This window comes from Granulibacter bethesdensis CGDNIH1, from assembly GCF_000014285.2.
Taxonomy (GTDB): domain Bacteria; phylum Pseudomonadota; class Alphaproteobacteria; order Acetobacterales; family Acetobacteraceae; genus Granulibacter; species Granulibacter bethesdensis.
In genome coordinates this window covers 1,785,336-1,800,760 of record NC_008343.2, presented here as the reverse complement: position 1 = coordinate 1,800,760, position 15,425 = coordinate 1,785,336, and the positions used below count along the sequence as shown (strand labels likewise).

6 protein-coding genes are annotated in these 15,425 nt (G+C 55.4%); 4 read left to right on the top strand and 2 right to left on the bottom strand.

What is annotated here, in order from left to right:
- The first annotated feature begins 201 nt into the window (after positions 1-201).
- The 4 genes from GBCGDNIH1_RS20540 to GBCGDNIH1_RS20525 all read left to right on the top strand — a co-directional run bounded on the left by GBCGDNIH1_RS20540 (position 202) and on the right by GBCGDNIH1_RS20525 (position 13,906).
- Complete coding sequence (locus GBCGDNIH1_RS20540; RefSeq protein WP_011632306.1) at positions 202-3,267, top strand: AIDA repeat-containing protein; 3,066 nt, start codon at positions 202-204, stop codon at positions 3,265-3,267.
- A 222-nt stretch (positions 3,268-3,489) separates the two neighbouring features.
- On the top strand, positions 3,490-7,290 hold the full coding sequence (locus GBCGDNIH1_RS20535; RefSeq protein ID WP_011632305.1) for an AIDA repeat-containing protein: 3,801 nt from the start codon (positions 3,490-3,492) through the stop codon (positions 7,288-7,290).
- 311 nt (positions 7,291-7,601) lie between these two features.
- Positions 7,602-11,639: an AIDA repeat-containing protein gene (locus GBCGDNIH1_RS20530; RefSeq protein ID WP_025318765.1), complete on the top strand. Its 4,038-nt coding sequence runs from the start codon at positions 7,602-7,604 to the stop codon at positions 11,637-11,639.
- Positions 11,640-11,692: 53 nt separating this feature from the next.
- Positions 11,693-13,906 carry an adhesin gene (locus GBCGDNIH1_RS20525; RefSeq protein ID WP_011632303.1) on the top strand — a complete coding sequence of 738 codons (2,214 nt, stop codon included), beginning with the start codon at positions 11,693-11,695 and terminating at the stop codon, positions 13,904-13,906.
- 244 nt (positions 13,907-14,150) lie between these two features.
- Here GBCGDNIH1_RS20525 and GBCGDNIH1_RS20520 read toward each other — a convergent pair whose 3' ends face one another.
- Both GBCGDNIH1_RS20520 and GBCGDNIH1_RS20515 read right to left on the bottom strand, forming a co-directional pair.
- Positions 14,151-14,393 (bottom strand): hypothetical protein, encoded by a 243-nt coding sequence (locus GBCGDNIH1_RS20520; RefSeq protein WP_025318767.1) that lies wholly within the window; start codon positions 14,391-14,393, stop codon positions 14,151-14,153.
- A 240-nt stretch (positions 14,394-14,633) separates the two neighbouring features.
- Positions 14,634-15,368 carry a hypothetical protein gene (locus GBCGDNIH1_RS20515; protein ID WP_050748448.1) on the bottom strand — a complete coding sequence of 245 codons (735 nt, stop codon included), beginning with the start codon at positions 15,366-15,368 and terminating at the stop codon, positions 14,634-14,636.
- Positions 15,369-15,425 lie beyond the last annotated feature (57 nt).

Here is a 15,425-nt window from a genome sequence, read left to right as displayed (position 1 = left end):
CTTTTTTTATGGGAGCGATCCTGGCTCATACCCTAAACCTGTGGAAAGCACTGGTTTAGAGTTTATTAATTTCAAATGTATATATGTATATTTTCTTTCTTAATACATGACTTGAATGTTATAGTAAAAACATCTATGTTAGTTAATATGAAATTATTATTTTTATTAATTTAATATTAATATCTTGGGCGGGGTAAATAAATGTCCGTTATCGATATTGCTTCTGGCATAACATCGACAAATCTCGTTCTGGGCATCCCTGGCGGACAATATGATTCTGCTACGGTGGAGGGCACCGTTATCAGCAGCATCGTCAAGAGTGCTGGTCTCATCGTGGTCTCGAACGGTGGGAATGCGAGCGGCACTGTGATCAGCACAGGCGGTGCCTTGACAATCAGTAATGGGGGTACGGCCACTTCTACAGTCATCAGAACCGGTGGTACCGAGACTGTCTATGCAGGTGGAACGGATAGTGGGGCGACAGTCAGCAATGGCGGTACCCAGATTATCTCATCCGGGGGTACGGTCAGTGATACGGCGCTGAAATCCGGCGGTGTTCAAACTGTCTATGCAGCCGGCAGCGCCGTTAACGTAACGGTCAGCCGGGGGGCAACACAGTTCGTGTCATCTGGTGGAGAAACCAGCAGCACGGAAATCGCAAGCGGTGGAATCCAGACGATTTATGATGGCGGCCTTGATGATGGTGTTGCTGTCGACAGTGGTGCCATCCAGAATATTTCGTCGGGTGGAATGGCAGTTAGCGGAACTGTTAGTGGTATCCAGAATATTTTTTCTGGCGGCAATACCAGCAATATGGGACTGATCAGCGGCAGTATCCAGAATATTTCTTCCGGTGGTAGTGCTTCCAACATTCTGGTGGCCGGCACCCAGAATGTCTATGCAGGCGGCAGTTCTATGAGTGCTTCCGTCAATGGCATTCAGAATGTTTATTCCGGCGGCATTGTCAGCAATGTGTTGATTACGTATGGCGGCAGCCAGAACATCTATGATGGCGCGGTGCTTGTAGGGGCTGCGGTCAATTATAATGCAAACCAGAACGTCCTGTCTGGAGGAAGCGCTTTAAGCGCAATCATCAGCGGAGGTACCCAGACCATCCTGTCTGCAGGGTCCGTGACCAGCGCGACAATTTTCAGTGGTGGAACACAGTTTGTTTCCTCTGGTGGAAATGCCAACCTGACACAGGTTAGTGCGAACGGACTACAGACAGTTCTGTCCGGTGGAACTGTCGTCAGCACGACGGTTGCAGATGGTGGAACCCAGTTTGTGTCAGGTGGAGGCATTGCAAGTCTGACGGTGATCAGTTCTGGTGCTTTGCAGGCTGTTCTGTCGGGTGGCTCTGTCGTCAGCACGATGCTGGCTGCTTCAGGAATCCAGACCCTTTCTTCAGGCGGCACTGCAACAGGTACAATAGTCAGTTCTGATGCCACCCAAATCATCAGCGCGGGCGGGGTTGCCAGCGGCACAACCATCAGTACAGGTGGTATTCAAACTGTGGCCGGCGTTGCGGTGGATGATGTCATTGCCGGAAATGGTTCGGCGGTTATTCTGAGGGGAGGGAGCTTGAGCGGCTCACTGACCTTCAGCAGTGCCGGCAGTGGAACATTGCTGATTACAGATTTCCGTTCGGTTATTTCCGGAGCAGTCATCAGCGGGTTCCAGAGTGATGACCAGATTGATCTGGACTGGCTTCAGTACAGCAACAACACCACGGTTACGCAGTCCGGTAATACGGTGACTGTGGCCAACAGCTATGGCCACTATGCCCTGACCTTTGACAATGCGGCGGCAATTTTGGCGAAGGCGGATGCGGATGGCAGTACCCTTCTGTATGTGGCCGACTACAGTCAACTGCCGAAGCAGGTCAGTGTGAGTGGTGCTTCCGCCAGTGGAACCATGACGGCTTCATTCGGATTCAATACGGCCTATACAGGAACTTACTCGAATCTCGGCAGTGGCACGGTCAGCGCGGATGGCAGCACATACACGATCACCGGCACCACACAGGACGTATTCAGATCTTTTCAAAATCTTGTGTTCCAGCCTTCATCTTCCAGTTCTGCGCCGTCTTTTGTTCAGGTGATCCTGAAAAGCGAAACAGCGCCGGTTGTATTGCAGGTGAACACGACGCTGAACCAGTATCTGGCGGGTGGTGCGGCGGCGGACACGATTATTGGCGGTTCTTCTGGTGCGGATACTCTGGTCAGTGGTTCTGGCGGTGGTGTGCTGCAGGCGGTTGGCAAGGGCGATCTGCTGATTGGAGGCAGAGGCTCGACATTATTCAATGATGGTGCCGGTGCGGCGACGATCTTCGGGGGGCGTGGTCACGATACGATCAACGCTGCGGCGGGCAGCAACCTGATTGTAACCGGGACTGGCGGTTCCACCGTAGATCTGGGCAGTCAGGGTAACGCGCTTTGGAGCTATGGCGCGGATAATGTTGCGGTTGTTGCCGGTGCGAACACGGTGATTGGTGCGGGTGGCTCGAACGCGACGATCTCTGGCGGGTCTTCGGGTATGATGTTCATTGGCGCTGGTGGTGCCAGCACCATTCTGGGTGGTGATGGCGCCTCGACGCTGTTCGGCACGGCTGGCAATCTGACCTACGCGGCCGGAACTGGCGGCGGCTTTATCGTGACGGGCGCCGGCAGCACGGCCAATCTGTTCGGGGGTGCGGCTGGCGGCCTTCTGGCTTTTGGTCAGAGCGGAGCGACACTGTTCTACACGGGCGGCGGCGGCGCCGACACGATCCAGGGCGGCAATGGCAGCATCGTGGTGAATAACGGGATCAACGGCACGTATTTTGGTGGAACTGCGGGTTCGAACCAGATCTCTGTTGCCGGACACAGCCTTGTGTTTGGCGGAGGGAATGGGGACGTTCTGACCGCGACGGGGACGGGGAATGTGTTGCAGGCGGCAGGCGGCAACACGACGCTGAATGGTGGCGGTGCTGATGGTACTGTGATGTTCACGGGGACCGGCAATGATATGATGATCGGCAGCACGAATGGGAGTGCGGTTGATATTTTTGCCTTTGCCAATGGTCAAGGCGGAGGCTCGGACACGATCAGCGGTTTCACGGCAGGTGTTGATCATCTGGTGCTGAACGGTTTCTCCGGTGCTCAGGCGGATGCTTCCTACGCGACGCAGAGCGTGGACGGGTCCGGCAATATGCACTTCACGCTGACGGATAACACGCAGATCACGCTCGTCGGCGTCTCCGCACTCAGTCGGAGCCAGTTCGGATGAAGATCTGACTTGACTCTGAACTTTACTGCAGGGAAGCATCATTGATGCTTGATCTATCAGACGCTGTAGCCGTTTCTGGCTACAGCGTTTTTTTTAGAACTTCATTTGTCATATTGAATGCCCTGTTAGAATTTTAGTCTTATGTTAAAAAGTTATCTTTCTGACTTTTTGATCTATAAGAAGTAGTAAGCTTAACAACAAATATCAATTAAAGGGAAATTAATGTCTAACGTTGTGGTTTCTTCTGGTGTAACAAGCACCGGTTTGATCATCGGTCAGGCTGGTCAGTATGATAGTGCCTCTGTTCAGGGGATTATTACTGACACCACTGTTAATAATAGCGGTTTAGTGGTGGTATCTGGAGGTGGAACAGCCAGCGGTACAGTGATCAATTCGGGAGGTCAGGAAAGCGTTGGTTCCGGTGGATATTCTGTCTCTGCTACGATCAGCAGTGGTGGGTACCAATATCTGCTTTCAAGCGGTGTGGCCAGCAGAACTCAGGTTGCTTCTCGTGGTACTCAAATCGTTTCTTCGGGTGGTACTGCTATTGATACCCAGGCCTATACATCTGGCGGGCAGTATATTTATTCTGGGGGGGTAGCACAGGATACTCATCTCAACGCAGATGCCGGCCAGTATGTATCTTCAGGAGGCGCCACACTTAATACGCAGATCAGTGGGGGAGCGGGACAGGCAGTTTATGCTGGTGGGGTGGCGAGCAATACGCAGATAAGCTCTGGAGGAAGACAGTTTATTTTTTCTGGTGGGCTGGACAGCGGCGGACAGGTCAGTGCAGGTGGTTCGCAGAATATTATGGGAGGAGGCTCCGCCTTTTCTACAACGCTATCATCTGGTGGTCTTCAGTATGTGAATAGTGGTGCCTTTGTCAGCGGCACAATATTCAGTACAGGCGGCCAGCAGATTTTGCTAAGCGGTGCCTCGATCAGCGGTGCATCCATACAGGTTGTGGCCACTCAAACCCTGTCTTCGGGTGCAACAGCAACGGGTACGGTTCTGGTATCTGGTGGCCGGCAGTTTGTTTCTTCTGGCGGTGTAGCAAGGGGCACCATGGTGAGTGCTGGTGGCAGCCAGTTTATTCAGTCTGCCGGTCTGGACATCAGTGGAACGGTTTTGGGTGGTTTCCAGATCATTCTGCTGGATGGCGTTGCAAGTAATACGGTGATCAGTGCTGGCAGCCAGTCTGTTGCCGGCAGTGCGGTCAGTGCGCAGATCAGCTCAGCCGGTGAGCAGACTGTTTTCGATAGCGGTATTGCGAGTGGCACCGTTGTCAGCAGTGGTGGGAACCAGTTTGTTCAGGCTGGCGGTTCCGCATTTTCGGCACTCCTCCTGTCTGGTGGCACGCAGACTGTTTTCTCCGGTGCTACGGCTTCGGGCACGATATTGAGCTCTGGTGGCATGCAGCTTGTGTCTTCTGGCGCCATCATCAGTAACACCATTTTCAGCGCTGGCGGCAATCAGGTTCTGCTGAGCGGCGTGGTTGTGAGCGGCATTTCTGTGCAGGGGTCTGGCTCTCAAACGCTTTCTTCCGGGGCCATAACGACGGGAATTGTTTTATCAGGCGGTGGGACGCAAGTTATTTCCGCCGGTGGTATTGCCAGCACCACTGTGATCAATTCCGGTGGTATGCAGACGGTTTCGTCTGGGGGTGCCGCGAGCGGCACGGTGGTCAGTCTGGGCGGTAATATGGTCCTGCTGAGCGGCGGTGTGGTGCAGTCTGCCGTTTTGTCGGGTGGTAACCTGACTGTTTCTTCCGGCGCCAGCGTATCCGGTGTCGATATCGAGAATCAGGCCAGCGACCTGATCGTTTCTTCCGGTGGCTCTGCGCTTGGCACGCTGCTGAACAATGGCAGGATGCTTGTGCAGGCTGGTGCATCGGTATCGGGCACCCGGATGACTACCAATGGTGATTTGTATCTGAGCGGCGGCACGGCAAGCGGCACGGTGCTGATCGGCGGCAATGAATTGATCAGCAGCGGCGGTATCGCCTCCGGGACGGTAGTGTCGGGTGGAAGCGAGAGTGTGTATTCGGGCGGTATCGCGATTGGAACTGTGGTCAGCTCCGGCAGCCAGTTCGTGGATGCGGGCGGTGTGGCGAGTGGTACCTCGTTGCTGGGAACACTTCAGACCTTGAGCGGCCTGGCATATAATGCACACGTGACCGGTAGCGGTGCGTTGCAAAGCATCCAGTCCGGCGGCGTTGCCAGCGGGACGGTTGTGACCTCCGGTGGCGGGCAGTTGATCCAGGCTGGCGGTGTTGCGGTGAATGACGTGATTGCCGGTAGCGGGACAATCACTGTCAGTAGTGGTGGTGTGCTCAGTGGTTCCCTGACTTTCTCGGGCGTTGGCAGCGGAACGCTTGTCATCGGTGACAACGGCGCTGTCGTCTCTGGTGTTGTGATCAGCGGTTTCCAGAGTGACGATCAGGTTGATCTGAGCAGTCTGGGCTATGACAGCCAGGGCTATGTGACACAGGGCAGCAACAATATCAGCGTTGTGACGGGGAATGGCAGCTACAGCCTGAACTTTGCGAATGACGGGCCGGGCAATCGTGTCTTCCTTGCAAAGCAGGGTACGAATGGTTCCACTGTTCTATATGCAACGGGCGGTATTCTGCCGGCACAGAGCGTGTCTCTTGTTGGCACGGCCTCCAGCATGACGGCAGATTTTGGCTTTGATGCTGCTTACAGCGGGAGCTATACGAATCTTGGTGCTGGTGAAGTCAGCACGGATGGCAAGACTTACAGCGTGACGGGTACATCCACCGAAGTATCAACGGCGTTGCACAACCTTGTCTTCCAGCCGGGCGGTAGCGGTTCTGCGACGACGGTAAAGCTGGTGCTGTCAAACGAGGCAGCGCCGCTGATGTTGCAGCTGAATACGACGCTGAACCAGTATCTGGTGGGTGGCTCGCAGGCTGACACGATCATGGGCGGGACGGGTGCCGACACGCTTCAGAGCGGGTCTGGCGGCGGTGTTCTGAAGGCAAGAGGCAGTGGGGATCTTCTGATAGGCGGCAGCGGGGCCACGCTGTTCAATGACGGTGATGGTGCGGCGACGATCCGGGGCGGTCAGGGCCGTGATACGATCAATGCGTCTGCTGGCAGAGATACAATCGTGACGGGGAGTGCTGGCAGTCAGGTCAATCTGTCTGCTGCCGGCAATGTTGCATGGAGTAAAGGCGCGGATACGGTGTCAGTGATGGCAGGCGCGAACACGATTGTTGGTGCTGGCGGCGCGACTTATGCCACGATCAGCAGTAATAATGTCACAACTTTCATCCAGAAAACGGGTGCCAGCACTGTTGTCGGTGGTAATGGTGTCGCGACGGTGTTTGGTACGGGTGGCACGGTTGACTATACAGCCAATGGTGGCAGGGATCTGGTCGTTGCCGGCACTGGTGGCACGGTCAACCTGTTTGGTTCGACCACTGGTCCCGGTCTGCTGGCGTTTGGTGCGAGTGGCGCTGTGCTGGATTATACAGGGCATGGTTCTTCGGATACGATTATCGGCGGCACAGGAAGCGTTTCTGTCAGCTCCGGCAGTAACGGTATTTATGTTGGCGGCACTGCCGGTTCGAACATGATCCTGGCCACGGGAGACGCGACGGTTCTGGGTGGTGGCAATGGGGATGTTCTGTCCTCGACGGGGAGCGGCAACGTTCTGGTGGCTGGAACCGGGAACCAGACGCTGACCGGTGCTGCTGGAAACGGTACAGAGATGTTTGCGGGGACTGGCAATGCGCTGATGATCGGCAGCACGAACAGTTCTGTCGTGGATGCATTTGCGTTTGCCAATGGCCAGGCTGGCGGCTCTGACACGATCAGCGGATTTACGGCGGGGGTTGATCGTCTGATCCTGAACGGGTTCTCCGGTGCGCAGGCGGATGCGTCTTATGCGACACAGAGCGTGGACGGGGCCGGCAACATGCACTTTACGCTGACTGATAACACGCAGATCACGCTCGTCGGTGTCTCCGCACTCAGCCGGAGCCAGTTCGGATGAAGATCTGAGTGAAATCGCTGGACCACAAGGAAAGAGAGCTGATGAAGGTCAGCTCTCTTTTTTTGTGTTCTGTTTCAATATTGGAATAACGTTTTGATATTAAAACTTTTAATCAAAACGAGAAAGCAACAAAATCATTGCACAAAAAAGTTTATTAGGGAAAAAATCCGTACCGTTCGACTGCCCTACTCGTTCCTTGAGCAACAGAAATATTAAGTGTAACAATTAATGACACCATCAATGTTTTTCCCGGAACGATTTCAAGCGGCTTGACGATCGGAACGTCTTCAGGGGGCAGTCAAGGCGACCTGATGAATGTCAGCGGTACCGCCATCAGCACCACGCTGAACCTGCCGGGAGTCATGGAGGTGCTGAGCGGTGGCACTGCCAGCGGAACTCTTGTCAATAGTGGGGGAACGCAGAACATTGAAAATGGAGGCCTTGCCAGTGATACGCTTGTCAGCGGTGGGGGCACGCAAGTCGTCTATAGCGGCGGAACCGCACAGGACACTATGCTGGCGGGTGCAAATGCTACGCAGGTGGTTGGTTTTGGCGGTGTTGCCAAGCGTACGACGCTGAGTGCAGGCGCTAAGCAGATATTAGTGTCTGGCGCGGTTGTCAGTGACACGGTTTTCGGCACTGACGGTATCCAGATTCTGGTCAGCGGGGCACAGACAAGCGGTATTTTGATTGATACGCTGGCCTTTCAGGCTGTCTCTGTCGGCACCACGGCAACAGACACAATCCTGGTTTCCAGTGGCACACAGGTTGTGTTTTCAGGAGGCACGGCATCCGGTACGGTGGTGAGTGCGGGAGGAAGGCAGTTTGTTTCTTCCGGCGCAATCATCAGCGATACAGTGTTCGGCAGCGGCGGGTATCAGATTCTGGGGAGCGGGGTAGCCGCTCATGATTTTTCTTTGCAGGTTTCGGCGTCCCAGTTGCTCTCATCCGGGGCGACCGCAACAGGCACTGTGCTGGCAAACGGTGGCATGCAGTTTGTGCTGGATGGTGCGTCGGCTTCCGCGACGCTGGTGAATTCCGGTGGCTCACAGCTGGTTTTCAGTGGTCGTGTCACCGGCACAACGATCAGCGCCGGCGGTGCTCTGGAGGTGTCTGGACTGGTTTCTTCAGCCATCAGCCTGTCCAATACATTTGGCAGTGCGCTTGGCACGATCATCAGTTCCGGAGGAACCGAGATTGTCTGGAACGGAGGCTGGGATGGTATCCGGTGGGATACCAACGTGTCTTCCAATGGCAATAATCCACTGAGTGGCGCGATGATTCTGGCCGGTGGCAGCCAGGTTGTGAACGGTGGCAATGCGTATGGTGCAACCATCAGCTCTGGCGGTACCCAGATCATTCTGGCTGGCGGTAGTGATGGTGGATGGCGGAGTATTGATGAAGTCGCTGGCCTGGTGGGGAAGACGTCTGGCGGGGGTGGTACGACGATTCTGGCCGGTGGCAGCCAGGCGGTTTCATCGGGTGGCACAGCAGTCGCAGCTCTGATTTCATCGGGTGGCACGCAGATTGTCTTTGCTGCGGGTTATGCTGTCAGTGCAATGATCAATTCCGGTGGTGAGCAGATACTCTCTGCCGGAGGTGAGACAGCTTCCACGACGATTGGGGCCGGTGGCCTTCAGACTGTTTTATCCGGTGGTCATGATGGACGTCAGGTCGCTGTTTCCACCACGTCCGGCAGTTCCGGGGGCTGGGGCTATTATTACGGTGCTTCTATTTTGTCCGGCGGCCGTCAGGATGTGCTCGGCGGTGGTGTCGCCTATAGCGTGAATATCAGCGCCGGTGGCCTTCAGACTGTTGTCGGCGGTGGCAGTACATTTCAGGTCTATGTCAGTTCTGGCGCCAGTCAGACTGTTGCCGATGGCGGTGTCCTTAACGCGACATGGATTATGTCTGGCGGTACGCAGACTGTACTCTCCGGTGGTGTTGCCGGCAGCGATGAAGTCTATGGCATGCAGATTGTTTCTTCCGGTGGTGTTGCAAGCGGCTCATTCATCAACTCTGGTGGTCAGGAGACCATTCTCACAGGCGGGACTGCAATCAGTGCCACGATTTATCGCAGTGCAACACAGAGTATTTCTGCTTCCGGCATTGCCAGCCTGACAACAATTCTGGGTGGTGGAACACAGGTGGTCATGTCGGGAGGGATCGCTGCCAGTGCCACCATAAGCCAGGGTGGAACGCAGATTGTTTCCGCTTCTGGCAGTGCCAGTGGGACGACAGTCAATCAATACGGTCTGCAGACTGTTCTGTCGGGAGGATACGCAACCGGCACGATACTGATGTCCGCTGCTCTGCAGTACATTTCTGCCGGTGGTATTGCAGAAAAGACAACCATTAATTCTTCTGGTTATCAGGTTGTTTCATCCGGTGGCTCTGCCATAGGCACGATAGTCAACGATTCCGGTATCCAGTTTGTTTCATCCGGTGGTTATGCGACCGGTGTCACTCTTCATTCTGCCGGCTATCAGTTTGTTTCGTCGGGGAGTGTGGTCAGTAATACGACCATCAGCTCAGGCGGTATGCAGTTTGTTGAAGGAATAGCGGTCAATGACCTGATTGCTGATCAAGGAACCGTCACCGTTTTCAGTGGCGGTACACTGAGCGGATCTCTGACATTCAGTGATGTCGGCAGCGGTACTTTGAAGATTATGGATGACCGTACCTCTCTTTCCGGTGTGGTGATCAGTGGATTTAAAAGCGATGACAAGATTGATCTGGCATGGCTGCTTTACAGCAAAAATACCAGCGTCAAACAATCCGGGGCAAGGGTGCTGATTGAAAATCCGTATGCTTCTTCATACACGCTCAATTTTGCCAGCAGCCAGACAATCCAGATAAGACAGGATACTGATAACAGCACGATCCTTTATGTATCGGATGCTCAACCTACCCCGACACCGACACCAGAGCCGGCACCGACAGGGTATGCCCAATTGATGAAGCAGGTCAGCCTGACCGGCACATCATCCGGTGGAACCCTGTCAACTGTGTTCGGATTTGGGTCTGGCTATGCGGGTAGCTTCTCGAATCTCGGCAGTGGCACGGTCAGCGCGGATGGCAGCAGTTACAGCGTGTCCGGAACGGCATCGGATATATTGTCAGCGTTGCAGACTCTTGTGTTTCAGCCTGCATCCACCGGTTCTGCTCCATCTTCCGTGAGGGTGATCCTTAAAAACGAAACGGCTCCGGTCGTGCTGAAGCTGAACACGGCGCTGAACCAGTATCTGGCCGGTGGTGCGGCAGCGGATACGATTATCGGCGGTTCCGGCAATGATACTCTGGCCAGCGGTTCTGGTGGTGGTGTGCTGCAGGCGGTTGGCAAGGGCGATCTGCTGATTGGAGGCAGAGGCTCGACATTATTCAATGATGGTGCCGGTGCGGCGACGATCTTCGGGGGGCGTGGTCACGATACGATCAACGCTGCGGCAGGTGGCAATCTGGTGATGACGGGGACTGGTGGTTCCACCGTCTATCTGAAGGCGCGCGGTAACTCTCTGTGGAGTTATGGCGCGGATGACGTTTCGGTCTCTGCCGGTGCGAACACGGTGATTGGTGCGGGTGGCTCGAACGCGACGATCTCTGGCGGGTCTTCGGGTGTGATGTTCATTGGCGCGGGTGGTGTCAGCACCATTCTGGGTGGTGATGGCGCCTCGACGCTGTTCGGCACGGCTGGCAACCTGACCTATGCGGCCGGGACTGGCGGGGGTTTTATCGTGACGGGCGCCGGCAGCACGGCCAATCTGTTCGGGAGTGCGGCTGGCGGCCTTCTGGCCTTCGGTCAGAGCGGAGCGACACTGTTCTACACGGGTGGTGGCGGCGCCGACACGATCCAGGGCGGCAATGGCAGCATCATGGTTAATAACGGGATCAACGGCACGTATTTTGGTGGAACTGCGGGTTCGAACCAGATCTCTGTTGCCGGACACAGCCTTGTGTTTGGCGGAGGGAATGGGGACGTTCTGACCGCGACGGGGACGGGGAATGTGTTGCAGGCGGCAGGCGGCAACACGACGCTGAATGGTGGCGGCGCTGATGGCACTGTGATGTTCGCTGGGACTGGCAATGATATGATGATCGGCAGCACGAATGGGAGTGCGGTTGATATTTTTGCCTTTGCCAATAGTCAAGGTGGAGGCTCCGACACGATCAGCGGTTTCACGGCAGGTGTTGATCATCTGGTGCTGAACGGGTTCTCCGGTGCGCAGGCTGATGCGTCCTATGCGACACAGAGCGTGGACGGGTCCGGCAATATGCACTTCACGCTGACGGATAATACACAGATCACGCTCGTCGGCGTCTCCGCACTCAGCCGGAGCCAGTTCGGATAAGAACCCGGTTCCTGTGACTGCTTATCTACATAAAACTTAGTAAGAGAATAAAAATGGCTCTTATCAGCATCTCATCGGGTGTGAGTTCGTCAGGTCTTGTGATTGGTCAGAGCGGGAGCCTCTCTGCCATTCAGTACGATACAGCTATTGTGAATGGAGCCGTTACCAGCACCTCTCTGAACAGTTCGGGTGCCATGACAGTCGCATCGGGTGGTATTGCAGACCTGACAGTGATCAATGGCGGCGCACAGGTCGTCAATTGGGGTGGCCGCGTCAGTGGCACGGTCATTGGTGATGCGGGTACGCAAACGATCTTGTACTCGGGTCTTGCTGACGGAACGCAGATCAACTCCGGTGGCAGACAATACATGTATGGCTTGGCCACCAACACTGTTGTTGCGGGTGATACGGCACAGCAGATTGTTGATAGCGGTGGTGTAGCCAGTGGCACAGTCCTGACTGCTGGTGGTCAGATGGTGATCAGGCAGAACAGTATCGGCGCCAATGCCGTTATCAGCGGTACTGGAAAAATATCGTTGGGAAGTGCGGGATGGCTGAGAGGCAGCCTGACATTCACAGGAAACGGCAGCGGAACCCTGGCTGTTCTCGATCAGACTGTGGACGTGTCAAACACGGTCATCAGCGGGTTCAAGGCGGATGATGCGATTGATCTCGCCAGCATGCGTTACGTGAACAGCGCATCCGTCATACAGACCAGCCGAGCCGGTGTCGTAAAAATTGTTGCCGGAACAAGCTCTGCCTATTTGAAATTTAGCAGTGATAGCCTTGCAGGACAGGTATTGCTGGCCCAGAATGACGGGGCCGGCGGTACGCAGGTTTATACAGCCAGCGGTATTCATCCTTTTACAAATGACATCACGCTGTACGGTTATTCTACCGCGACGCAGGTGACGGCCCAGTTCAGCCTGAATTCATCTTTTGGCGGAACCTATGCCAATCTCGGCACTGGAGATCTGAGTGCTGACGGCAAAACCTATATTGTGTCTGGACGGCCTGAAGATGTGTCTTCGGCACTGACCAATCTGGCGTTTCTTCCTACCGCCGGCGGTACGGCCCCATCATCAATCAGTGTGGTGCTGAAAAACGAAACGGCACCCGTTTATGTAAAATTGAATACGAGTTTATCGCAATATCTGGCGGGTGGTGCTGGAAAGAACACGATTACCGGTGGCGCAGGTGCGGATACGCTGGCCAGTGGTTCTGGTGGCGGATATCTGTATGCCAGCGGTCAGGGAGATATCCTGATCGGCGGCAGAGGTGCCACTTTCTTTGAAGATGGTGAAGGCTATACCACTATTTTCGGAGGAAAAGGTCATGATTCGATTGTGGCGTCTGCCAATCATAATCTTCTGATGACCGGCCTTGGCGGCTCAACTGTCAATATGAAAGGGCAGGAAAATACCCTCTGGAGCAATGGTTCCGATACTGTTGTCGCATATGCAGGTGTCAATACGGTGATCGGATCCGGAGAAGGTGCACGGTTTCTGGTCGCAAACGGCCAATCATCACCGATATTTATCGGTATGGGAGGAAGCAATACCATTATCGGTGCAGATGGAGCTTCCACCATGTTCGGTACGGCCGGCAGCCTCATTTATACCGGCGGTGGCTCTGGCAGTGGCTTGGTGCTGCTTGGTTCCGGCAGCAAGGGAGAGCTGTATGGAGGTGATGCCGGTACTATGCTGGCTTTTGGTCAGAGCGGTGCCACGCTGACTTACTACGGCGGAAATGGCAGCAGGGATACGATCCAGGGTGGAAGTGGTAATATCACGGTTGAGGGTGCCACGAACGGCACTTTCTTTGCCGGCAGTGCAGGATCGAACGTCATTGATGTCACCAGAAACAGCACTGTATTCGGCGGTGGTGATGGAGATATCCTGAGATCCCATGGGGAAGGCAATGTTCTGCAGGCAGGTTCAGGGAATACAACCCTCAGCGGATATTGGGCGCCAGGTACAGTTATGTTTGCAGGAACCGGCAATGCCCTGATGGCTGGCAGTGTGAGCATGAAAGCTGTCGATATTTTTGCTTTTACCAATGGGCGTGGCGGTGGTTCCGATACGATCAGCGGTTTTCAGAAAGGGGTGGATCGCCTGGTCTTCAACGGATTTTCTGAACAGCAGGTGGATGCCGCCTACTTTACGATGCGACCGGACACCGCCGGTAATGTGCATTTTACTCTGTCGGACAATACTCGGATCACGCTGCAAGGGGTACCGTTTTTGTTCCGAAGCGATTTTGGCTGATACAGGATAACCATGCTGCCTGTTGTTTCTTCAGCCTTTGTGGACATGAGGCTTTACAGGCAGGAACCTGTGAAAAATTGGTTCCACAACGGCGTGCTCTGTTGTGATACGAGCTTTGGCGTCCGAAGCCCGCACAGTTTCCCTCAATTGCGGAAGTGCGTCCGTCTCCGTTCCATTTCCCGGGCGGCTGCCTGCCTCTGCTGCCTGCCTCTGCGGCCTCCCGGAAAAAGGCGGTGCGTTGAGGTCAGCTTTGCGGGCGTAAGGCCGTGTGGCTGATCGTGCTGAAGAAATCCATCACCAGATGATCCGGGGCGCAGAAGACCGCGTGAGGATGATGGCCCGTTTCGCTTCTGGCGAAGCTGAGCGCGGAGTCACGGTTTTTGAAAATGCCTCCGACGGCTCCGCTTTGATCGCACACGACCCATTGTCCCTGAATGTCGTGGCCCACGATGAACTGTCTGGTGTCGCTGTGACTGATACTGCCCATGCTAAGGCTGGTCCTTTTCCTGTACGGATGAGAGCTTAAAACCACGCAACCTCTGCCGGTGAGGAAGAAGAAGGAAGGATATTCTGGAAGGAATGTTCGGTCATGCGTGTTGGCTCCCCATCATGGATCATGCGCGGGGACGGATGCGTCCTGCGCCTTCCCGACGGTATTCAGGCGGGCATAGGCTTTCCATGCCATGCCCGCCTGTCCGGAATAGGAAAGTCATAGAGGAGGGCAGGCTCAGCCTTTTTTCTCTTTCCCCTTGGCCGGGGCTGGCGGCGGAGGCGGCGGTTCATGCGGTTGTGGCATCGGGGTGGTGGTGAGCAGATCCAGCCCCTCCTGTCTGGTGTCGGACAGTTTGCTCATGAACGCGGCCAACCCGTCCTGACCGTAGGCGCGGCGGCTCAGCCCGAACAGCACGACGCCGCCATCCTTGGTCAGCGGCGCATAACGGTAGGCATTCCACTCGACGATGGGGCCTTCCCTGGTTTCTCCGCTGATGAGGAAATCCAGCATGGTGTTGCCGGTCTCCTGATTGTTCACCACCGTCAGCCGGGTGAGCGGATCGCGGGTTTTACGGCTCTGAAGCTGAAGGGCCATCAGATTGACGGATTGCTCGACCGTCATCGGGCCGCTGATGCGCTCGATCAGGAGCATGCTGTCGTAATGAGCGATGGTTTCGTCCGCCGGAATGTATTCCTGCTTGACATAAGCGGCCGTGGGATGCGCGCTCCACACCAGATGGTAAAGCTTTTTCCCCAGCAGGATCGGGCCGGGCAGGCCGAGATAATCGGTCGGCTGCTGTGCCGTTTTCGGGGTGTCGGCTGGCGGAGGGGACGGCAAGGGCGGAGGCGTGTAGGAAGGTGGTGAAGCCGCCCGAACCAGAGCAGGCCGGGCCATGGTAAAGGCTGCCATCATGCCGCAGACAGTCAGCAGGAGCGGATGATAGCGATAGCGGCGTGTGCTGGCATGCATGGTCGGTATGGTTCCCAATGACTTCTCTGCGTGCAACAGACCAAACCGGTGGAGCGA